Raw genomic sequence first — 21,584 nt, 5'->3', positions numbered from 1 at the left:
ATTGGCGATCATGAAATATCTGCACACGATGATCCGCGTCTCCGATCCGGAGGCAACCATCCGCTTCTTCGAGCTGTTGGGCCTGCGCGAAACGCGCCGGCAGACCAATGAGAAGGGTCGTTACACCCTGATCTTCCTGGCGGCGCCGGGCGATGAGGATGCGCAGGTCGAACTTACCCATAATTGGGGCGAGGCCGGCTATGACGGTGGCCGCAATTTCGGCCATCTCGCTTATCGGGTCGAAAATATCTACGAAACCTGCCAGCGGCTGATGGACGCCGGCGTCACGATCAATCGCCCGCCCCGCGACGGCCACATGGCCTTTGTGCGTACTCCGGACAATATCTCGATCGAGCTGCTGCAGGAGGGGCATCTTGATCCGGCCGAGCCCTGGGTTTCGATGCCCAATACGGGCGTCTGGTAAATGGCTGTCGAAATCCTCCGGGTGCCGGTGCTCAGCGACAATTATGTGTGGCTGATGCACGATCCGGAATCGGGTGAAACGGTGGTTGTCGATCCGGCGGTGGCCGATCCGGTGCTGGCCGCGGCGGATGCGAAAGGCTGGACGATCAGCCAGATCTGGAACACCCATTGGCATGGCGATCATATCGGCGGCAATGCCGCGATCAAGGCGGCCACCGGCTGCACGATCACCGGCCCGGCCGCCGAGGCGGGCAAGATCCCCACGCTCGACCGGACGGTGCGCGAGGGCGATGTCGTCCATATCGGCGGCGTTGCGGCGACCGTGATCGACGTGCCGGCCCATACCGCCGGCCATATCGCTTTTCATCTGCCGTCCGAGGATGTGGTGTTCGTGGGCGACACCTTGTTCGCGATGGGCTGCGGCCGGTTGTTCGAGGGGACGGCGGCGCAGATGTTCGATAATATGCGGCGGCTGGCACAGCTTCCGCCCGAAACCCGCGTCTATTGCGCGCATGAATATACCCAGAGCAACGGCCGTTACGCTTTGGTGGCCGAGCCCGGCAACGATGCGCTTGTCGCGCGTATGCGCGACGTCGACGCTGCACGGGCGGCCGGCATGGCGACGGTGCCAACCACGATCGCGCTCGAACGCGCGACCAATCCCTTCATGCGCGCAACCGATGTCGCCGAACTTGCCGCGCGCCGCGCGGTCAAGGATTCGTTCCGGGGCTGATCAGGGCGTCGCGATCGTGTATGATCGCATTCATAAAGAAATCGGGGAGAGCGAGGATGTCGGCCGTGCGACTCGGATTCTGCGCGATTGGGTTGGCGCTTGCTGCGGTTCCTGCGGGCGCCGCTGACAAGGCGGACACACCATTATCCGCCAAAGCGCAAAAGGCGCTTGAAGGCCGTACGGCCGGAGCGCCGGTTTCCTGTTTGCGGCTCGGCAACATCCGGTCGAGCACGATCGTCGACGCGACGGCGGTCATCTACAAGGAATCGAGCAAACGCTGGTACGTCAACCGGCTCGATCATGGCCAATGCACGGCCTTGCGGCCCGATCGGACGCTGGTGACCCGCCTTTCGATCGACCAATTGTGCGATCTCGATATCGTCCGCGTCGTCGATATGACGACGCCGATGGAATTCGGCGCGTGCGGGCTGGGGAAATTCGTACCTTATACGAAGTGACGAGATGCGAAGTGACGGGCGGTTCCGATCACACCCGCATCGGCATCAGCACGTAAAGCGCGGCCGCCTTGTCATTCTCGCGAATCAGCGTCGGTGCCGCCGCATCGGCGAGATGGACCTCGACCGTGTCGCCATCGATCTGGCCAAGAATGTCCATCAGATAGCGGGCGTTGAAGCCGATTTCGAAACCCGGCGACGTATATTCACCGGAGACTTCTTCGGCGGCCGTGCCGTTTTCGGGGCTCGTGACCGACAAGGTGATCTTGTCGCGTTCGAGCGCCATCTTCACCGCGCGGGTCTTTTCGGATGCGATCGTCGCGACGCGGTCGACGCCTTGCATGAACGCCTTCGGATCGAGCTTCAGCAGCTTGTCGTTGCCGGTCGGGATCACGCGGCTGTAATCGGGGAAGGTGCCGTCGATCAGCTTCGATGTCAGGATCGCGGTGCCGAGCCCGAAGCGGACCTTGGTCGATGAAAGCGAGACTTCCACGCTGCCGTCGACCTCGTCGAGCAGCTTGCGCAATTCGCCCACGCATTTGCGCGGGATGATGATGTCGGGCATGCCTTCGGCGCCGTCCGGGCGCGCCACGGTGACGCGCGCGAGGCGATGGCCGTCGGTGGCCGCGGCTTTCAGCACCGGCTGGCCGTCATCCTGCACGTGCAGGAAGATGCCATTCAGATAATAGCGCGTTTCCTCGGTCGAGATCGCGAAGCGCGTTTTGTCGATGATCTGCTTGAGCGTTTCGGCCGGCAGTTCGAACTTCGTCGGCAGATCGCCCTCGGCGATCATCGGGAAGTCGTCCTTCGGCAGGGTCTGCAGGTTGAAGCGGGCACGCCCGGCTACGACCAGCATCTTGCCGTCGGCGGCCGACAACTGGACCTGGCTGCCCTCGGGCAATTTGCGGGCGATATCGAACAATGTGTGCGCGGACACGGTGATCGCGCCCGGCTGGTCGATCGCGGCCGCCACCACTTCCACGATCTGCAGATCGAGGTCGGTCGCCATCAGCTTCAGCGTACCGTCCTCGGTGGCTTCGAGGAGCACATTCGAGAGAATCGGTATCGTGTTCCGGCGCTCGACCACCGATTGTACGTGGCTCAGGCTCTTCAGCAGTGTCGCCCGTTCGATGGTTGCCTTCATTGCGTGCCCCGAAACCCTCGTCCAAAAATGGTAAAGCGTTATAGCGCGGCTTTATCGGCTCGCCAGTACCAAAGCGCAAAAGACTGGGGATAAAAGAAGGGCCGGCGTTGCGGCCGACCCTTCTCGCGATAGTTTTTGAAAAATGCGCGGAAGAGCGCATTTTCAGGCGGTGCCGGCCCGCTCCCCCACCAGACCACCCATAAGATACTGCCGTTGGGTGGCCGGGTGGGGGAGCGGGCCGGCACCGGATGCGCCGAAAGGCGCATTACTGGGCTTTTAGAAGCGCATACCGAAGCCCGCGACCACCTGGTTGCGGCTCACGCCGTCCTGATAATTGGAATAGCGATATTCGGTCTTGATGTAGCTGTTCGATGCCAGCGCATATTCGGCGCCGACGCCGACGCGCGCTCCGTTGAGATCCTTATGGTCGAGCGTGGTCTGGCCCGTCCCGGCATCCTCGGTCAGCTTGGCGCGGGCATTGGTATAGCCCGCCTTCGCATAGAGCATGGCCTTGCCGCCACCGACGACGGTGCCGACCCGGCCACCGATATATAGATCGCGGTCGGTCTTCACGCACAGGCGCGGATTGGCGACGGTGGTCGATCCGACGCAATCCCTGGTGTTCGAATCGGCGACTTCGCCCTCGATGCCGAAGCGGGTATTCCCGCTGCCGGCAAAGTCGTAACCTCCGGCGACGCCATAATTGACGCCATCGTCATGGCTGTTGTTCGCCTGGACGCGATCCCAGCCGGCGAGGCCTTCGACATGGGCGCCGCTGAACGGTGCCTTGTCTTGCGCGAGGGCCGGGGACGCTGCGGTAGCTGCCAACAAGGCGGCGACAACGATGCTACGCATAAATATACTCCATCATGATATCGTCTCCCGAAAACATGGGGGGGTGGAGACGGGAAAGGCCTAGTGCCCGATAAGCGGATCACTTGCATGAACCTCACATAAACAGAGGAAATTGTTGTATTTTTGCCACGGTAAGGGCATCGGGGGGCATGGCTGGAAGACCCCATATTTGCTGGTCGCTTTGCGCGTTCGCCCTCATTGCGGCGGCCCCGGCCGATCGCGTCAGTCTCGGAATTTTTTCCGATTGGGGCGCGTTTCGCGATCCCGCCCCGCTCCATTGTTATGCGATCACCACCCCCGAAGGCGGCCGGCGCGGCAGCCGCTGGCAGAGTTTCGCCGCGATCGCCATCTGGCCCGCGCAGCATATCAACGGCCAGGTCCATTTCCGCCTGCGCGAACCGAGAACCCGCAACACGCCGATCCGGCTGATCTTCGGCGATCGCAGCTTTCCGCTAGCGGCCGCCAGCGTCGATGCCTGGGCGCCCAACCCGCAGGCTGACGCCGCGATCATCGCCGCGATGCGCGGCGGGGCGTCGTTCCGCGTCGCCTGGGTGTCGGCGGACGGCCGCGATCGATCGGACGGCTATCTGCTGAAGGGTGCGGCTACGGCGATCGACGCGGCCGCGCTCGGCTGCGCGCGGCGGTAACGACGCCAGCCGGGGCGTCGATCGCCAGCAGGACGAATGCGATGCCGGCGAGGATGGCGTCGATCACGGTCAGCGCCGGCGGCGCGTCGATATGGCGGACGACATGCAGCAGCGCGGCCGCGAACAGCATGATCGCCAGCCACCGCCGCAGGGCATGGGACGCGAACCGGCCCGGAAAGGCCGCCGCGGCGATCATGGCGATCGCCAGGCCCGTCCAGAAGGTGCCGGCCATCATCGCGGGCGGCAGCCCCGCGCCGCCCGCCCATGCCATAGCGACGGTCAGCATTGGCGCCCCCCACAACAGCATCGTCCACATCGCTTCGAGGCGCGGGCCGGGCCGCCCGCGGTTGCGGCGCTTTTCCAGCCAGAGCGCGATCCCGGTCCCGGTGATCGCGCACAGCGCCAGCCCGCCCGCGATATAAGCCAGGCGGATCGGGATGCCGCCATAATCGCCGAAATGAATGCCATAGACCGACGCCGCCATTTGCTGGCCCGCCTTGCCGTCGGACAGCCCGACCACGCCGGTCAGCCGTCCGCGCGCGTCGAAATCGTGATTCTCGCCATAGATCAGCCGCCGCTCCGGCCGCGCCAGGATTTGTATGCGCTGGCCGGCGGTGCCCGGATCATGGAGCAGCACATAGGTGGGCGTACGATCGGGGAAGGCGGCTGCCAGGGTCCGGAGCGCGGCGGCGACATCGGGCAGCGGCGCGGCCCTTTTGTCGGGCGGCGTCTCTCTGCCGAAAATCGGCGCATAGACCCGCGCCACGTCACCGCCATAGGCGCTCCTCGCGATCAGGCCGGCGCCGACCGTCGCGAGGCCGATGAACGCCCCGGTCAGCGCGATCGCGACCCCGAACGGCAAGGTCCAGACGCCGAGCCGGTTATGCCAGTCGGCCCGGGCAAGCTGACGGCCGGCGCGGGCGCGGAGTCGGAAGGCATCGCGGAGGATTCGCGGATGCGCGATCACGCCGCTGACCAGCAGGCTGGCGAGCATCGCGCCCAGCATGCCGACCAGCACCAACCCGATCGTCGAGGGCAGGTGCAGATAGATGTGGAGATTGGCGACGAAATCGGTCCAGCGATGTGCGGCCGGCGCGATGATCCGGCCGTCAGGGCCGATATAGACCTCGCCATGATCGGTGGCGACGATCGTGCGCGGGAAGGTGGCGCCGGGCAGGCGCACGCTGAGATGCGATGTCGGTGGCCGGCCGGCATCGCGCGCCATCACGGCGCCGATCGCGCGCTGTACGGCGTCGGGCGCGATCGCCTGCATTTCCGCGACATCGGGCTGCTCCCAGCGCGTCCAATGGTCGCGGACGACGAGCAAGGCGCCGGACAGCGAGACGAGATAGAGCAGCCCGCCGGCAATCAGGCCGATCGCGGCATGGCCGCCCAGCGCGCGCCGGACGATCGTGTGCGGCGCTTCGATCATGCCCACTTTCATGCGAGCCCCCATAAAAGGCCGCCCGCTGCCGCCGTCACCGCTGCGACTGTGATCATCGTGCGGCGCCGCGCGCACAGCAATTGCACGGTCATCAGCACCGCCCATATGGCCGGCTGGAGCAGCAGCGCCAGCGCGGTCGCGTCGGCTTCGGCCTGGCCCGCGCCGCGGGCGGCTGCGTGGAGCCCGAGCGCGAGGATCTGCGCCGCGGCGAAACCGGCCGGCCCGACGATGACGAAGGTGGCGAGGCGGCCGGCGAACCGCCGCCTCGGGCCGACCACAACCATCCGGGACGCTCGCTCCGTCCGCGCCGGCCGGACCGGTGTCGTCCACGCGGCCCAGCCCAGCAACGCCGCCGCGGCGGCCATCGCGAGCACCGATCCGATCGCGATGCCCCAGGCGCCGTTCGCACGCCCGAGCAGACCGATCCCGGCCAGGATCGCGATCCAGCCGGCGCCGATGATCGCACGACGCCCGCCCCAGCCGAGGCGCAGCAGCATCACGCCGATCGGCGGTAACAGCCCTGCAGCCATCATCATCAGTAACGCCAGCCCAGCGTGACCGTCGCGGCGCGGGGCGGGCCATAATAGGCCTGATCCCAATAGAGGCTGGTCAGATATGTATGGTTCGTCACGTTGCGCAGGTTGAGCGCGACCGACCATGCCCGCGCGAGCTGGTAGGACGCCATCAGGTCGACGAGCGCATAAGCCGGCTGGCGGCTGATCACCGTCGCGCCGCTGTTCTGCACGCGGCGGATACCGCTTTGATATTGCACGGCCGCGCCAAGCTTCAGCTTCGGGATCGCCGCCGGGCTGTAGGTCGCGTTCAGCCGCGCCGTATTACGGGGCACATAGGTGCGCACCTTCTCGCCGTCCGGCCCCTCGATCCGCAACAAGGTGTAGCCGCCGCTGAGCTGAAGTCCCGGCGCGATCGTGCCGGCGATGTCGAATTCGATGCCTTTCGATGTCGCATCGACGGTCGTGTAGATCGTTTTCCCGGCGGAGAGGTCGAAGCCGGCGGCTTCGGCGGTGTTGCGCTGGCGGACGCGGAAGATGGCGGCGCTGGCGTTGAGCCGCCCGCCGAACCATTCGCCCTTCAGCCCACCTTCGATCGAATCGCCCTCGATCGGCGGCAGCACCTTCAGGCTGGCGTCGATTTCGGATTGCGGATTGAAGATGGTCGCGAAGCTCGCATAGGCGCTGATCGTCGGGCCCAGATCGGCGGTGACGCCGACGAACGGCAGCGCGCGGGTCAGCGCATAATCCCGGGCGACGCCGTACGATATGCCTTCGCCTTTCACATGGGTGACGTTGGCGCCGACCATCAGCTTGATCCCATCCGCCGGATTGATGCGGGCGAGGCCATAGGCCGAATCCTGGCGCGTCCGGAAATCGGCGCTGAGCGTGAAATCGGGGAAGGCGGGAAAGGCGTAATTGCCGTCGAACGCGCTGGTGCCGGGCAGCGGCGTGCCGATCCCGGCCGGATAGCTCGAATATTGCTTGAGGTGGGAGGTGCCGCGGTTGAGCCCGAACACCAGTTCGTGGGTGCGGCCGAACAGCGAGACCGGGCCCGATACATAAGCATCGAGCGTCAGCTCGCGGGTCGGGCCGCGAAAGGCGCCCGGGTAGCTGAACAGGCCGTCCCCGGTTGCGGGATCGGGATTGCCATAGACGTAGAACAGCCGGTCCTGCTCGTCGATCATGTGGCGCAGCACGCTTGCCTTGCCGCTCCAGCCGCCGCCGAAATCATGGCTCAGATCGCCGAAGATCTGCTGGTCCTCGATGGCCCAGCGGCTCCACGCTGCCGACGTGCTCGTCGATCGCGCATAATGGGTCGGATTGCCGTTCGCGTCATAGAGCGGCAGCGCACCCCATAGCCCGCCGGTCGTCAGGTGCTTCTGATATTGATAGCCGGCCGAAACCGTCGTGGCGGGGCCGATATCCGCCTCGACGATGCCGTACAGGATGCCGCGGCGGCCATGATAGCGATCGAGGTAGGAATCGCTGTCCTGATAGGCGCCGACGACCCGCGCCCGCACCGAACCGTTCCGGGTCAGCGGTGCCGAGACGTCGCCATCGAGCCTTACCTGATCGAACGAACCGTAGAGCAGGCTGGCCGATGCGGCGAGTTGCTTGCCCGGCCGCTTGCGCACGAAATTGATCGTGGCGGATGGGTTGCCGGTTGCCGAAAGCAGCCCGTTGGCGCCGCGCAGCACCTCCACCCGCTCATAGGTCGCGGTGTCGAGCGATCCGTTCTGCAAGCCATAGACGAAAGGCTGGCCGATGCCGTCGATCTGGAAATTGGTGATGTCGAAGCCGCGCGCCGAATAATAAGTACGATCGGTCTCCACCTGCTGGACGTTGATCCCGGTCGCCGTGGCCAGCACGGCATTGACGTCGCGCAACGCGAAATCGTCGATCTGCGCGCGGGTGACGATGCTCACCGATTGGGGGGTCTCGCGCGGGCTGAGCGCCAGCCGCGTCGCCGCGCGGCTGGCGCGCGCGGCATAGTCGCCCGGCGCGCTACTATCGTCCACGGTGCCGGTGACGACGATTTCGTCGCGCGCCGTACTATCGGCGGCCTCGCTGTCGGTGGCGGTGAGGGCAAGCAGAAGCAGGGGCAATTCAAGCATCAATGGTGACTCCATGGGTTTGGAGCCGAATTACACAGCCTCTTTGCTAATGCAAATGATTCTCATTAACGGAATGAATCGAGCCCATGCGCTGGGGCGGATCGGATACCCCTCACTGTCCGCTGCTCGCACGGCTGCGCATGGCGCCTGGCGGGCACCTGCATTCTTTCCGAATTCCCGATTGCCTTATCTGTCAGCCGGCGATCGCGGCGGCATTAAGGCCTTGCGCCCAATACGATATCAATCGGCAAAGGCCAACCGGCGCCGACGATCGCCGCCGCCAGTTGGCCTTCCGATACGTCGTCACGCGCGATCGCAGGTCACGATCGCGTCGCGCAATTCATATCCCTGGGTCGACATGCTCCAGCCGATCTTCGGCGGCCTTGCCAGCTTGAAGCCGGGCACGCGCAGCAGCCGATCGAGGAAGATCCGGCTTTCATGCAGCGCGACCTGCGAACCGGGGCAGCGATGCGGCCCATCCCCAAAGCTCAGCCACGAACCCGCAACCTTGCTGCGCTTCGCGCGGTCGGGGTCGATCTGGTACGGACATTCGCCGACCACGCTTTCATCGGAATTGACCCCGCGGATATCGACCGCCAGCAACTGTCCTTTCGGGATCGGGCCTTCCGCGCTTTCGGGGATGTCGCTCACCGGGCGGCGGTACAGATATCCGGCGATGGGATCGAGCCGCAGGATTTCCTCGATGATCGCGAACTGCTCTTCCTCGGTGCCGGCCAGGAAGCGTTCCTTCAACTCCGGGTGATCGCACAGCTGCCACGTCGCCAGCACCATGAACTCCCGCGTGGTCGAAACGCCCGCGCCGGCATAGGTCATCACTTCGACGAGCATGCCCTTTCGCGAATAATTGTTCTGGACCATGTAGGACATGACATCGTCGCCCGGATGCGCGCGACGGGCTTCGGCGGCCGGCAGGATGTCCGTGTTGTACAGTTCCAACATCCGCCGCGCCCTGACGGCATGGTGATACCAGCCCAGCAGCTTGTCGTGGAGGAAGCGGTACCAGCGGCGCTTGTCGAAGCTGTCATTGGCCCCCATGATCGTCTTGATACGCCGGGTCAGCGCCTGGCGATCGCTGTTGGTCAGCCCTACGATTTCCATCGTGACGTCGGATGCCAGTTGCAGGCTCATCTCGTCGAGAACGGCCGATCCCTTGGCCTGGAAATCGGCAATGATCCGATCCATCGTGGCGTGCATCAGCGGATGATATCGATTGACGATCGCCTTGGGCGCGAAATAGCCGGCCACCGAGGCGCGTCTTTTCTTATGCTCCTCCCCATGCAGGAAGAAGAACGAGATTTCGGAAGGATTGCTCATATCCTGTTCGTCGGAACTGCTGGATGCCTGTCGCATCTCCGGCGAACGCAGCACCTCACGGCCGAACTGGAAGCTGTTGGAGACTTTCGCTCCGGGAAAGACCGTCAGGCCCGTCTCCATGGATTTGGCGGTCTTGCGATCGTCGCGCCCGGCTTGCGCGGGGCAGGCACCTTTCGATACTGCGTGAATGTTCATAAACCTTCCTCTCGATCGGGCCACACTCCCTGCCGATCGCGGCCGCGAAGCATTGATCTGGCGCAAGTTCGGCAGGCATCCGGAAATTAGAACACCCGCGCATTGATTTCCATCAAAGATGCGCCCGGACTGCCATGGCAGGATGCGTGCATGATGGAGAGATGCATGTCGTTGAAAATTGCGCCCAGGACGGTTGAGATACGAAACCTCCCCGGGCCTTTCGGTGCGGAGATCGGCGATTTCGATCCTTCGGCCGATTGGAGCGGGGACGATCGCCTTGCCCTCAGAAAGGCCTTTGACGAACGCGGGGCCCTGCTTTTCCGGGGCCTCGATCTCGATTTCGCCCGGCAGGATCGCATCTGCCGGATGCTGATCGGCGATGGCAGCCCGGGCGCGACCGAAAACCGCAAGGAACGGCATATCTCGAACAAGGAGGAAGATGGACTCGCGCCCAGCGGCCGGCTGATGTTCCATGCCGACATGATGTGGTTCGAACAGCCGTTCCAGGTGCTGTCGCTCTATGCGCTCGATGTCGCGCCGGGATCGGCCACGACATCGCTGACGAGCAGCGAATATGGCTGGCGGGTGCTCCCGGACGATCTGCGCCGACAGGTCGAGGGCAAGCATGCGCGCCACCAGACAGGCCAGGTCTATCATCGGGGCGGCGACGATCTGCTCAGGCCGCAGCGCTCGGTCGAACAGTCGACGATCACGCCGATCCCGAAAATCCACCCGCGCACGGGAAAGCCCCTGCTCTACGTCAGCGAGCAAATGACCCACAACATCGTCGAACTGCCTGACGATCAAAGCGAGGCGCTTCTGCTCAGGCTATTCGATCACCTCTACGCGCCGGAGATGGTTTACGAACATCGGTGGCAGAAGGGCGACCTTCTGGTTTTCGACAACCTCACGATGCAGCATGCCCGCGGCAATGTTGAACGCGATGGCCCCGAGCGGACCCTGCGCAAGGTTATTGCCCCGCTGCCGACCATCAACGCCGAAGCGCCAAGATTCGCCAAGGCTTGAAGAGGCGCCAAGGTAAGAGAACGCGTTTCAGCAGGAAAGCGAGACTATCACGGCCCGGTTGCTCGCGGGATTGGCGCCGAGCCGCCGGGTCACGCCCTCGGCCGCCTCGATGTCCACGGCGATGCCGGCCGCCAGCAGCCCCCGGCCGACTTGGGCCGCGCGATTGCGGGCCAGTATCAGATTGGCAGCTTCATTTCCGCTTCCGTCAGCAAAGCCGACGATCGCGATCCGAGCCTGAGGAGATAAAGACAGCGCTGTCCTAACCTCGCTCGTGACCGCAGCTAAACGGTCCGGATTGGCGACAGGCGATCCCTTGTCGAACAGCAGGGTCCATCGCTTGTGGGCACGACAACGATCTCCCGGCGCGTTGGCGGCCAGAAGCTTCTCCACATTTGCGACACGTTCGTCGACCCGGTCGAACCGCGCATCGAACGCCTGGAATGTGTCGGTCCAGTTCGAGGGATCAACCGGTGGCCGGTCGAGCGCGCTGCGAATTTCGGTCAAGCGTTTTGTGACCTCGTCCTGGCTGGCATCGCGCCCTTGTTTCGCTTCCTCGAATGCGTTGGCGATATCGCGCAGCAATTGTTGTGCGGCGGCATCTTTCAGCGGGCCTTGCGCCGCGCGCGCCAACTCGGCCTGCGCGGCCCGAAATTCCTGCGGCGAGACCTGGTAACGCTGCCATTCCCTGCAAGAAAGCAGCATACGATTCAGTGCGAAGAGATAGTCATCGGTAGCGCTGTTGCGGTTTTCGGTCGCGGACCGTCCGCCGATCGAGACGCCGAACAGGTCGATATGCCCTTCCCGGTCGCGGCTGGGTCTAAACGAAGCTTCCAGCGTGTCGCATTGCCGCTTGCGCAGACGTTTTTCCGCCTCGGGGGCAGTCGAAGCAACCCTGCTGCCAGTCGTGCAGCCTGCCAGCAGGATCGAGATCAGGCCGAGAGCAGCCGTCGCGGTTCGCATCACGACTTGACGGACGAGGGCTGAAGCGTGAGCACCGCATGAGCGGAGCCGTCGGCCTTTTTTTCCTCCATTTTTTGCTCGGCCGCCTGCGCCGCGTTATCGATGCAACTGATCAGAGGTTTATCGATGGTCAGCTTTTCGATATTTGAAGCGGTGGTAAGCTGCTTGCTCATTTGGGAACTCACGAAGGTCCACATGTCGAGCTTGGCGCTGGCGCGATCGCCGGCGAGCCATTTGGAAATAACGACCGGGACCAGCTGGAGGTCGGCAAGAACACTGGGATCGATCTGGCGGATCGATCGATAGACCAACCCCCCGCAGGCACCCACGCCAACAAGGTCGCCGACCTTCACGCCGCCGAAAATCTCGCTGATTTTCAACGTATCGAAATTATAATCCGGCAGCGCCGCATCGATCTCAGCCATATTGAACAGGGGCGGAGCGGAAGTTTCCGCAATCAAGGCGTCGGTGATCTTGTCGCGTGCCTCGGTGTTTTCGGGTTGCCAGCGGCCTGCATCGAAATATTTGAGCAACGTAGCTCGCATGGCCAGCCGCTCCTTGTTGAGCAGAGCCTTTTTGGTGGCATCCGCTCCCAGCTTTTCGCCCAGAACGCAAAAATAGTCATCGAGCGTTTCAGAATAAGCGGAAGACGCCAGCCCGCCCGCCGCGGCGATTGCATAGCGCCCGCCAATCGAGGCTTTGGCAACCGAATTGTCATCCCCCAGTGCTGAGCGTAGCGAATTGGCCAGGCCCCGCAACAGGGTGGATTGTGCTTCGAGCCTCAACTCCCCGGCAGCTTCTGCCAATTGGGTGGCGTACCGAGGGGGCGTGCAAGCCGCGAACCCTGGGCCCGAAGATATGATCGCTACCACGAACATAGCGAAGCCGTTGCCTGGCCGCATCAGAAGCCCTCCCTTTTCTTCATCGGAATATATGCCCGGCGAGAGGACAGCGGTTCTCGCGTCAGCCGTCAAGGAATCTAAGGAAGAAGCAACCAAAATAGATCAAATTTCGAGCCACTTGCCGAGCAGTGGATACCGGTCGGCCGTTTCTCTCGTTGAGACAACGAAGACATGGCACAAATAGTCTGATTCCGAATTCGGACCGCTTGTGAGCCTCCGGCTAGGTTGAACCAATCCGATCTTGGCGGGCGCCAGGCGCCAGAGCGATTTTCCTGACGAACGTGTGCCCGCGGGCGGCTCAGCCCGCTAATGCGTCGTCATCATCCCGATCGTCGCCGTCTATCAAATCGAGCCGGCTGCCGCGATCCGTTCGATGGCCTCCACCAGCGCCGGCGGTTGGGACAGGAATGGCGAGTGATCGGTATCGAGCGTCTGCACGGAATGAAATTTTTGATTGGCGTTCGCCAGTGCGTAGTCGATTGGCATCATCCGGTCTTGGCTGCACAGGATCGAATGTTTCTCGACGGTGCCGAGGTTCGCGGCGGTAGATCTCACCTTGCCCAGTAGCGGCAGGATTGGTTGCGGCGAAAGCATTGCCGCGGCCTCTTCCTGAACATCCTTCGTGCAGCAATTATAGAACTCGGCTTTGGCGACCTCCGGCGGGATCGATGCAGTAAGGCGAATCTTCATGTCCGAAGGGCTTTTGTCGGGCGGCGCCGCATCCCGCAGAGACGAGCTGCCGAGCTTTGGTACCGCCGCGGTCAGATAGATTAGTCGGGTAAAAAGTGTCTGCTGCTTCTCTGCCGCCAGTGATATGGCGAATCCCGCGAGCGAATGGCCAAGCAGTAGCGAAGGCCCGTCCATTTCGCGCGCGCAGGCGACGATATCGCGGGCATAACCGCCCATGGTCACGAGAAGCGGGTGGCAGGGATTGCCCTGCTGTCCACGCAGCGTGGGCGTGCGGACCGTGAAGCCGCGCTCCTCCAACAGGGGCTTGAGCATGAACCAGCAGTCGCCCGTGTGGAACGCGCCATGTACGAGAATGATATTCTTGTTCATTATCGATTATATTTCGCACTACTTTCCGCGTTGCAACCCATCCGATGTCCGACTGCGGATTGCAGCCGGACGCGTGCAAGATCAGCTTGCCATTTGAATGCCGCTACAATCGCGTGCTGGTGGTCGCATTCGTTGAGAATGGCTCGGGGGAGCGGTGATCATCGCATCCGGCGGCGGTCACCGCCGCGCCATGCGTCTCCACAACGGCAACAAGCTCCACACCACGAACACCGACAGCGCGGCTACGCTATACAGGTTCAGCCGCCGAAACGGTGCATATTGCTCCGGCGTAAACGCCCCCAGCGGCGCGCCATAATGGCCATGCAGCAACGCCGTCAGCGCGATCGCCCCCAGCAGCGCGATCATCAGGCGCGGGGCGTCGCGGAAGGCGAGCAGGGTGATCAGCGCGCAGACGATCAGGAACAGTTCGACGCCGGAGGCCTCGCCGAACGCCTTTGCGCTGACGATGCCGTTGAACAGCCCGGCGATCGGCAGCAGCGCCCGGCCGGCCAGCTTATGGCGCCGCGCCATCGCCGGTACGCCCGCGAACAACGGCGTGGAGAGGAAAGTCCAGCACGAAACCGGCCAGTCCCCGCCCACGATCCACCACAGATAGAGTGGATAAAGCGGCTGATTGCCGGCCACCAGCAACGCGATGCGGTTGCACGCGGCGGTCGTCGGCTCGGGGTGTGATCCATAACTTCGCAGGAGGTCGATCGGGCGCATCGGCCGGATATTGGCGGCAGAAGGGGCGTAACGTCCAGATCGAAAAGCGCAAAGGCGCGCTGCAGTAGAAAAAGTGGCGAACAATCGCTATGGGGCGGCGATGAATCATCCGCAGCCCATGTCCATGCCGATTCCCGGCCACATCGATCCTGTGCCCGTGCCGCGCAGCTTCGTGCCGCGCGCCGACGGCCGGATCGATCTGCTCGGCCTGTCCCGGAACGATCTGCGCATGGCGCTGGAGACCGCGCAGCTCGAGCCGAAGCAGGCGAAGCTGCGCGCGAAGCAGCTGTTTCACTGGATCTACAATCGCGGCGCGACCGATTTCGCGTTGATGACCGATATCGCCAAGGACATGCGGCTCTGGCTCGCCCAGCGCTTTGTCGTATCGCGGCCGGAGATCGTCGAGGCGCAGGTATCGAGCGACGGCACCCGCAAATGGCTGCTGCGCACCGATGACGGCCAGGATTATGAGATGGTGTTCATCCCGGACGCCGATCGCGGAACCCTGTGCGTATCGAGCCAGGTCGGCTGCACGCTCAACTGCCGCTTCTGTTACACCGGCACGATGCGGCTGGTGCGCAATCTCGTGCCCGCGGAAATCGTCGGCCAGGTGATGCTGGCGCGCGATTCGCTCGGCGAATGGCCGTCGCAGCCCGAAGGCCGGATGCTCACCAACATCGTGCTGATGGGCATGGGCGAGCCGCTCTACAATTTCGACAATGTCCGCGATGCGCTGAAGCTGGTGATGGATGGTGACGGCCTTGCGCTCTCGAAGCGCCGGATCACGCTCAGCACCTCGGGCGTGGTGCCGATGATGGCGCGCGCGGGCGAGGAGATCGGCGTCAACCTCGCGGTGTCGCTCCACGCGGTGACCAAGGACGTGCGCGACGAGATCGTCCCGCTCAACCGCAAATATGGCATCGAGGAATTGCTGCAGGCCTGCGCCGATTATCCCGGTGCCAACAATGCCCGCCGCATCACCTTCGAATATGTGATGCTCAAGGACAAGAACGATACCGATGAGCAGGCGCACGAGCTCGTCCGGCTGATCCGCAAGTATAAATTGCCGGCCAAGGTCAATTTGATCCCGTTCAATCCGTGGCCGGGCGCCGATTACGACACGTCCGATCCCGATCGGATCGCGCGCTTTTCGGATATCATCTTCAAGGCCGGCATCTCGGCGCCGGTGCGCACCCCGCGCGGCCGCGACATCATGGCCGCCTGCGGCCAGCTCAAGTCGGCGGCCGAGAAGAAAAGCCGCGCCGAACTCGATCGGCTGGCCGAGGAAAAACAGGCCGCGCTGGGCTGAAACCATTTCGGCCCCGGCGCATTCTGCTTGCGGTGGGAGCCTTTTCCATTCTTATGCGCTCTCACAACGGAGCGGATGAGAATGTGGTTATTCAATAAGTTCGCCGGCCGGTTGATGCGCCGCGGCGAGATGACGATCACCTACGCCAATGGCCAGACCCGGACCTACGGCACGCCTGATCCCGCCATCAACCCGGTCGCGATCCGCTTCACCGACAAAAGCGCGCCGAACTTCATCGCGCGCAATCCCCACCTTCACGCTGCCGAAGCCTATATCGACGGCCGGCTGCTGATCGAACAAGGCGATATACGCGATGTCATCAACCTGATCCGGGCCAATGGGCGGTGGGAGGATGGTGCGTCCAAGCTGCGCGGCACCTTCGCCAATCACGCGATGAACCTGATCCGCTCGACCGGCAGCAGCCTCAACTGGGAGCGCCAGTCGAAGCGCAACGTCGCCCATCATTATGATCTGAACGACCGGCTCTACGATCTCTTCCTCGATACCGATCGCCAATATAGCTGCGCCTATTTCAGCGGCCCTGACGTCGGGCTCGAGCAGGCGCAGGCCGACAAGAAGGCGCATATCGCCGCCAAGCTCCATCTGAAGCCGGGGCAGCGCGTGCTCGATATCGGCTGCGGCTGGGGCGGCATGGCGCTCTATCTGAACCGGGTCGCCGATGTCGACGTGCTCGGCATCACCTTGTCCGAAGAACAGCTGAAAGTCGCGCGGCGGCGCGCGCAGGAGGCCGGCGTCGCCGATCGCGTGACGTTCGAACTGATCGATTATCGCGCGGTCACCGGCGTCTATGACCGGATCGTCTCGGTCGGCATGTTCGAACATGTCGGCCCGCCGCATTATGCGACCTTCTTTGCGCGGTGCCGCGAATTGCTCGCCGATGATGGCGTGATGCTGCTCCACACGATCGGCCGGATGGGCGTGCCGGGCCGCACCGACGCCTTCACGCTCAAATATATCTTTCCGGGCGGCTATAATCCGGCGCTGTCCGAAATCATCACCGCCAGCGAGAAATCGAGGATGATCGCGGCCGATATTGAAACGCTCCGGCTGCATTACGCGAAGACGCTCGATATCTGGTACGATCGCACGGTCGCCGCGCATGATGCGCTGGTCGAACTCTATGACGAGCGCTTCTTCCGGCTGTGGACTTTCTACCTGGCCGGCGCCCGCGCGGCGTTCGTCCACGGCAATCTGTGCAACTATCAGATCCAGTATATCCGCCGCCGCGATACGCTCCCGATCACCCGGGACTATATGGCGGCGGCGGAGGCGGGATTGCCGCGCTGATCACGTCTGCCCCGGGTCAGGCCCGGGGCGGATGTCCGCTCAGTCGTGCTTGTCCTTCATATCCTTCATCATCCCGCGCATCTTTTCCATCGCGGCCTTATGCTCGTCGGGGCTGATCGTGCCGTCATGATTGGTGTCGGCACGGTCGAACATGGCGAGCGGACCGGCGGACGCCTCGGCGAGGGTCAGCTTGCCGTCGTGGTTGGCATCGGCGCGATCGAACCATTTGTCGCCCCTGCCCATGCCGTCCATGCCGCCCATTCGATGCATCATCATCATGCGCTGGCCGTGCATCGGCCCACCGTCGTGATCGCCGTCATGATCGCCATCGGGGCCGCCGGGGGGAGGCGGCGGCATGTCGTGCCCGTCCGGGCCATGCTCCTTCATGTCGTGGCCCATCATGCCGTCATGCGGCGGCGGTGCCATATACTCGTCCTTCGACAGCGAGCCGTCGTGATTCTTGTCGAGCATCGCGAACATTTCGGCGCGATGCTCCTCGCGCTTCGCTTCCATCTTCTTGCGCATCGCCTCGCGGGCCGCGTCGAATTCGGCCTTGGTGACGAAGCCGTCGCCATTGGCATCCATCGCCTTGAAATGCTGCGCGATCATATCCTGCAGGCCGGCGCGCGTTGTCGGCATCTCCATGCCCATCCCCATGCCATGCTCGGGCGGCGCGGGCTGGGCGAAGGCGGCGATCGTCAGCGTGGCGGCCAGTGCCGCGCCGCCGAACAACAGGCTTTTGGTTCGGGTCATTGATTCTCTCCATGAGGATGTCGATGGGCCGGCGTTGAAGGGGGGAGCCGGCCCATCTCGACGTTCTTGTTAACGCGTCATTCTTGCCGATTTAGTTCGGGACTGTATCGATGTGTCTGCTTTGAAACAGACGCCGTCAATGCGCGCCGTTCAGGCTTTGCTGGAGCAGTGACAATTGGCCGCGAGCCGCATTCAGTTCGGCGGGGCTGAGCGTTCCGTCCCGGTTGCGATCGGCCATGTCGAATTGCGCACGGGCGGCGGTTTGCACCTCGGCCAGTGAGAGGCGGTCGTCGCCATTCGTGTCGATCTGCGCGAACACTGTGTCGAACATGCCGCGCGGGCCCAGCGGACCGTCCTCGCTGAAGCTGAGTCGCGGGCGGCCGTCGGGGCCGGCCTCGACGTCGAACAGCGTAGTACCGGAGCGCCGCGATACGCCCTGCGCGGCCAGCCCGATCGCGGCTGCGGCCTCGCGCCGGTCGATCTGGCCGTCACGATTAGCGTCGGCGGCCGCGAAGCGCGCGGCGATGGCGGTATCGAGCCCCGCCCGCGTCGTCGGCAGCTCGCCGGCCGCCTGCGCGAGCAGCGGCGATGCCATGGTGATCAGCAGCAGGAATCCCGCCGGCTTGGCGATCATGATCTCTCTCTCCACATAAACCCGCCCTTATTGGCCGCCATTGTCTGTATCCTGCTTGAACGGTTGGCACCCGCTGTGGCAAGGGCCGCCCGCGCGCCCCCCCAAGGAGATCGAGATGGCGAATGACGTAAAGCGTGTCGTGCTGGCTTATTCGGGCGGGCTCGATACCAGCGTGATCCTCAAATGGCTGAAGGAAACCTACGCCTGCGAAGTCGTCACCTTCACCGCCGATCTGGGGCAGGGCGAGGAACTGGAGCCCGCGCGCGCCAAGGCGCTGCTGATGGGGATCAAGCCCGAGCATATCTTCATCGACGATCTGCGCGAAGAGTTCGTGAAGGACTATGTCTATCCGATGATGCGCGCCAACGCGCTGTACGAGGGGTTGTATCTGCTCGGTACCTCGATCGCGCGGCCGTTGATCGCCAAGCGCCAGATCGAGATCGCCAAGATGGTCGGCGCCGACGCCGTCAGCCATGGCGCCACCGGCAAGGGCAATGATCAGGTCCGTTTCGAACTCGGCTATTATGCGCTCGCACCCGACATCAAGGTGATCGCGCCGTGGCGCGAATGGGATCTGACGAGCCGCACCCGCCTGATCGAATATGCCGAGCAGCACCAGATCCCGGTGCCGAAGGACAAGCGCGGCGAATCGCCTTTCTCGACCGACGCGAATCTTCTCCACACCTCGTCCGAGGGCAAGGTGCTCGAGGATCCGTGGGAGGAAGTGCCCGACTATGTCTATTCGCGCACCAACAACCCCGAGGACGCGCCGAACAAGCCCGAAATCATCACGGTCGATTTCGAGCGTGGCGATGCGGTGGCGATCAACGGCGAGGGCATGTCGCCCGCGACGATCCTGACGAAGCTCAACGATCTCGGCCGCACCCATGGCATCGGCCGGCTCGATCTCGTCGAGAATCGCTATGTCGGGATGAAGTCGCGCGGGATGTACGAGACGCCGGGCGGCACGATCCTGCATATGGCACATCGCGGCATCGAGCAGATCACACTCGATCGCGGCGCCGCGCATCTCAAGGACGAGCTCGCGCCGCGCTATGCCGAGCTGATCTACAACGGCTTCTGGTTCTCGCCCGAGCGCGAGATGCTGCAGGCCGCGATCGATCACAGCCAGCAGAAGGTCACCGGCACCGTGCGGCTCAAGCTGTACAAGGGCGGCGTTCATGTGATCGGCCGCAAATCTCCCTACAGCCTCTATTCCGAAAAGGTCGTCACCTTCGAGGACGACGCCGGCGCCTATGACCAGCGCGACGCGGAAGGCTTCATCAAGCTCAACGCGCTGCGGCTGCGGCTGCTGGGGCGGCGCGACGGGCGGTAACATAACACCCCTCCCGGCAAGGGAAGGGGTATGGGTATTTCTCACCCCTCCCCCGCCAGGGGGAGCGAATGGCTCTCACCGGCTCAATGCGTCTCGTCGACGGGATGCATGCCCCGCGTCACCAGATCGTCGCGGCGCAGGCCGTCGATGATGATCGGGCCGTCCTCATAGGATCCGATGCTCGTGCGGCCTTCGGAGAGGTCGTCGAGCAGGACGTCGCCCTTGTCATAGGCCCATGGGCCGAGCCGGAGCAGCCAGATCGTCGGGATCACGCGGGTCCGCGGGGCGTCGGCGATGGCCTGCAGATGCGCCTTGTCGAGCGAAGCGACTCCGCGCGATCCGGTGGGATACCAGCTGCCCGGCGGCGGGTTCAGGGTCGGCACCGCGCTCGGGATCGGCACGCTGGGCATGTCGAGCTTGAGGTCGCGGACCGCCCGGTCGAACGGCAGCGCACCTTCATTCGGGTACGCCAGCACCACGTCGCCGGGCCGATATTGCCGCTTGATCCACGCGATCGCGCGATACCAGTCCTGCATCGGCGGCGCGCGGCGCATCTGGACGCCGAGATCGGCTTGCTGCGCGACCAGCCAGACAAACGCTGCGAAGCTTGCCCAACGGGCGGGGCCGATCAGCCCGACCGTGCCGATACCCATCAGGATCGTTGCCGGAACCGCCAGCGGGGTCATCGTGCGCACGATGAAGACAGGCGCGATCGTCGCGGAAATCAGGATCGACAGCAAAGCCGGCAGCAGGCCGAGAATCAGCAGCATGGCGGCAATTCTCCGCCCGATCGCCGATCGCCCGAGCGTCGCCAGTCCGGCCACCACCAGCACCAGCGCGCCGATCCGCATCTCGTCGCCGGGGCCGGCGTGGATGCTGGTCACGGTGCGCCACAGATCCTCGGTGCCGAACTTGAGCCATGTCGAGCTGATCCAGGTCGGCGCCTGATCGAACAAAATGTACAAAGCGGGCGCATATAGCAGGCCGACGGCCAGATGGCCGCCGATCAGCCAGAACCAGTCGGCGCGCGTCATGCCGCGCCGGAGCAGCACTGTCAGCAAGGCGAGGCCGAGCGAGGCGCCGTAAAGCGGACCCAGGCTGTGCAGCCATAGCATCACGCCGGTCATGGCCAGATACAGCATGTAGGCCCGGCTCGCGAGCGGATGGCCTTCGTTCGTACGGCGCGCGATCGCGATCAGCGCGAGGATCGCGATCGCGTAGATCAGGATCATCACCGGATAGGGGCGCACCTCGCGCGTCATGCGGATCAGCATCGGCGCCACCGCGGTCAGGGTCAGCGCGGCGAGAGCGCCCAGATGGGCGCGCGACGCCGACAGGCCGGTAAGCTTCGCCGCGGACCATGTCGCCCAGGCGGCCAGCGGCATCGTTGCGATCCCGCAGACCAGCCCGAGCATGCGATGCGCGAGCAGGCCGTTGCCCGCGATCAGAGTCCACAGGCGCAGCAACGAATAATAAAAGGGTGGGTGGGTCTCGTAGCGCGGCACCACGGACCAGAGGAAATGCCATCCCCCGGCGGCGGCGTAGGCGCTATAGGCCTCGTCGAGCCACATCGGATCACTGCCGATCCGCCACGCCCGCAAACCGATGCCGGCGGCGATGATGATCGAAACCAGGCTGGTCCAGGCGAGTGGAGATATGCGGAATAATCGCGGTTGTGCGTCGGTCATGCGCTTCGGGGCTTAGAAGACGC

General features: G+C 63.9%; 21 protein-coding genes. 8 read left to right on the top strand and 13 right to left on the bottom strand.

Going from position 1 to position 21,584, the window contains the following annotated elements:
• The first annotated feature begins 10 nt into the window (after positions 1–10).
• The 3 genes from BLS13_RS03035 to BLS13_RS03025 all read left to right on the top strand — a co-directional run bounded on the left by BLS13_RS03035 (position 11) and on the right by BLS13_RS03025 (position 1,614).
• The gene (locus BLS13_RS03035) at positions 11–424 is read left to right on the top strand and encodes a VOC family protein (RefSeq protein WP_176943432.1); all 414 of its coding nucleotides are present in this window, start codon (positions 11–13) and stop codon (positions 422–424) included.
• Positions 425–1,156, top strand: a complete 732-nt coding sequence (gene gloB / locus BLS13_RS03030) for a hydroxyacylglutathione hydrolase (RefSeq protein ID WP_093449706.1) — start codon at positions 425–427, stop codon at positions 1,154–1,156. It begins immediately after the preceding gene.
• Positions 1,157–1,221: 65 nt separating this feature from the next.
• Positions 1,222–1,614: a hypothetical protein gene (locus BLS13_RS03025; RefSeq protein ID WP_256325684.1), complete on the top strand. Its 393-nt coding sequence runs from the start codon at positions 1,222–1,224 to the stop codon at positions 1,612–1,614.
• A gap of 28 nt (positions 1,615–1,642) precedes the next feature.
• Here BLS13_RS03025 and dnaN read toward each other — a convergent pair whose 3' ends face one another.
• Both dnaN and BLS13_RS03015 read right to left on the bottom strand, forming a co-directional pair.
• Complete coding sequence (gene dnaN / locus BLS13_RS03020) at positions 1,643–2,755, bottom strand: DNA polymerase III subunit beta (protein WP_037525034.1); 1,113 nt, start codon at positions 2,753–2,755, stop codon at positions 1,643–1,645.
• 276 nt (positions 2,756–3,031) lie between these two features.
• Positions 3,032–3,610 carry an outer membrane protein gene (locus BLS13_RS03015; protein ID WP_093449705.1) on the bottom strand — a complete coding sequence of 193 codons (579 nt, stop codon included), beginning with the start codon at positions 3,608–3,610 and terminating at the stop codon, positions 3,032–3,034.
• Positions 3,611–3,759: 149 nt separating this feature from the next.
• On the opposite strand from BLS13_RS03015, the gene BLS13_RS03010 reads away from it, so the two are divergent.
• On the top strand, positions 3,760–4,257 hold the full coding sequence (locus tag BLS13_RS03010) for a hypothetical protein (RefSeq protein WP_093449703.1): 498 nt from the start codon (positions 3,760–3,762) through the stop codon (positions 4,255–4,257).
• Here BLS13_RS03010 and BLS13_RS03005 read toward each other — a convergent pair.
• From BLS13_RS03005 to BLS13_RS02990, 4 genes are all read right to left on the bottom strand, one after another.
• Entirely contained in the window at positions 4,214–5,701 is a 1,488-nt protein-coding gene (locus tag BLS13_RS03005; RefSeq protein ID WP_256325683.1) for a PepSY-associated TM helix domain-containing protein, read from the bottom strand. The two genes, BLS13_RS03010 and BLS13_RS03005, sit on opposite strands and share 44 nt — an antisense overlap.
• Positions 5,698–6,237, bottom strand: coding sequence for a hypothetical protein (locus tag BLS13_RS03000; RefSeq protein ID WP_093449700.1), 540 nt, complete (start codon positions 6,235–6,237; stop codon positions 5,698–5,700). The genes BLS13_RS03005 and BLS13_RS03000 overlap by 4 nt, the downstream gene beginning before the upstream one ends.
• Entirely contained in the window at positions 6,237–8,330 is a 2,094-nt protein-coding gene (locus BLS13_RS02995) for a TonB-dependent siderophore receptor (RefSeq protein ID WP_176943405.1), read from the bottom strand. The genes BLS13_RS03000 and BLS13_RS02995 overlap by 1 nt, the downstream gene beginning before the upstream one ends.
• A gap of 303 nt (positions 8,331–8,633) precedes the next feature.
• Positions 8,634–9,860, bottom strand: coding sequence for a cytochrome P450 (locus tag BLS13_RS02990; protein ID WP_093449697.1), 1,227 nt, complete (start codon positions 9,858–9,860; stop codon positions 8,634–8,636).
• Between the two features lie 165 nt (positions 9,861–10,025).
• On the opposite strand from BLS13_RS02990, the gene BLS13_RS02985 reads away from it, so the two are divergent.
• Positions 10,026–10,886, top strand: a complete 861-nt coding sequence (locus tag BLS13_RS02985) for a TauD/TfdA dioxygenase family protein (protein ID WP_176943404.1) — start codon at positions 10,026–10,028, stop codon at positions 10,884–10,886.
• Between the two features lie 27 nt (positions 10,887–10,913).
• Here BLS13_RS02985 and BLS13_RS02980 read toward each other — a convergent pair whose 3' ends face one another.
• The 4 genes from BLS13_RS02980 to BLS13_RS02965 all read right to left on the bottom strand — a co-directional run bounded on the left by BLS13_RS02980 (position 10,914) and on the right by BLS13_RS02965 (position 14,533).
• Positions 10,914–11,846 (bottom strand): OmpA family protein, encoded by a 933-nt coding sequence (locus BLS13_RS02980; protein WP_093449694.1) that lies wholly within the window; start codon positions 11,844–11,846, stop codon positions 10,914–10,916.
• Complete coding sequence (locus tag BLS13_RS02975; protein ID WP_143011852.1) at positions 11,846–12,844, bottom strand: hypothetical protein; 999 nt, start codon at positions 12,842–12,844, stop codon at positions 11,846–11,848. The genes BLS13_RS02980 and BLS13_RS02975 overlap by 1 nt, the downstream gene beginning before the upstream one ends.
• 246 nt (positions 12,845–13,090) lie before the next feature.
• Positions 13,091–13,807, bottom strand: a complete 717-nt coding sequence (locus tag BLS13_RS02970) for an alpha/beta fold hydrolase (RefSeq protein ID WP_093449691.1) — start codon at positions 13,805–13,807, stop codon at positions 13,091–13,093.
• Positions 13,808–13,984: 177 nt separating this feature from the next.
• On the bottom strand, positions 13,985–14,533 hold the full coding sequence (locus tag BLS13_RS02965) for a hypothetical protein (RefSeq protein ID WP_093449690.1): 549 nt from the start codon (positions 14,531–14,533) through the stop codon (positions 13,985–13,987).
• Between the two features lie 100 nt (positions 14,534–14,633).
• Here BLS13_RS02965 and rlmN point away from each other — a divergent pair, with 100 nt between their 5' ends.
• Together rlmN and BLS13_RS02955 are read left to right on the top strand one after the other, a co-directional pair.
• Complete coding sequence (gene rlmN, locus BLS13_RS02960; protein ID WP_093450131.1) at positions 14,634–15,842, top strand: dual-specificity RNA methyltransferase RlmN; 1,209 nt, start codon at positions 14,634–14,636, stop codon at positions 15,840–15,842.
• An 81-nt stretch (positions 15,843–15,923) separates the two neighbouring features.
• Entirely contained in the window at positions 15,924–17,150 is a 1,227-nt protein-coding gene (locus BLS13_RS02955) for an SAM-dependent methyltransferase (RefSeq protein WP_093449688.1), read from the top strand.
• Positions 17,151–17,189: 39 nt separating this feature from the next.
• Here the strand turns inward: BLS13_RS02955 and BLS13_RS02950 are convergent, their stop codons facing one another.
• A complete protein-coding gene (locus BLS13_RS02950; RefSeq protein WP_093449687.1) occupies positions 17,190–17,903 on the bottom strand; it encodes an EF-hand domain-containing protein in 714 nt (237 codons plus the stop codon).
• 136 nt (positions 17,904–18,039) lie between these two features.
• Positions 18,040–18,537, bottom strand: coding sequence for an EF-hand domain-containing protein (locus BLS13_RS02945; protein WP_093449685.1), 498 nt, complete (start codon positions 18,535–18,537; stop codon positions 18,040–18,042).
• A gap of 115 nt (positions 18,538–18,652) precedes the next feature.
• Here BLS13_RS02945 and BLS13_RS02940 point away from each other — a divergent pair, with 115 nt between their 5' ends.
• Entirely contained in the window at positions 18,653–19,873 is a 1,221-nt protein-coding gene (locus BLS13_RS02940) for an argininosuccinate synthase (protein WP_093449684.1), read from the top strand.
• Positions 19,874–19,956: 83 nt separating this feature from the next.
• Here BLS13_RS02940 and BLS13_RS02935 read toward each other — a convergent pair whose 3' ends face one another.
• Positions 19,957–21,561 carry a glycosyltransferase family 39 protein gene (locus BLS13_RS02935; RefSeq protein ID WP_093449682.1) on the bottom strand — a complete coding sequence of 535 codons (1,605 nt, stop codon included), beginning with the start codon at positions 21,559–21,561 and terminating at the stop codon, positions 19,957–19,959.
• Between the last annotated feature and the right edge of the window lie 23 nt (positions 21,562–21,584).

This window comes from Sphingomonas sp. YR710, from assembly GCF_900101455.1.
Classification (GTDB): Bacteria; Pseudomonadota; Alphaproteobacteria; order Sphingomonadales; family Sphingomonadaceae; genus Rhizorhabdus.
Note: the sequence above shows the minus strand (reverse complement) of the source record. Positions and strands in the feature narration are given on the sequence as shown.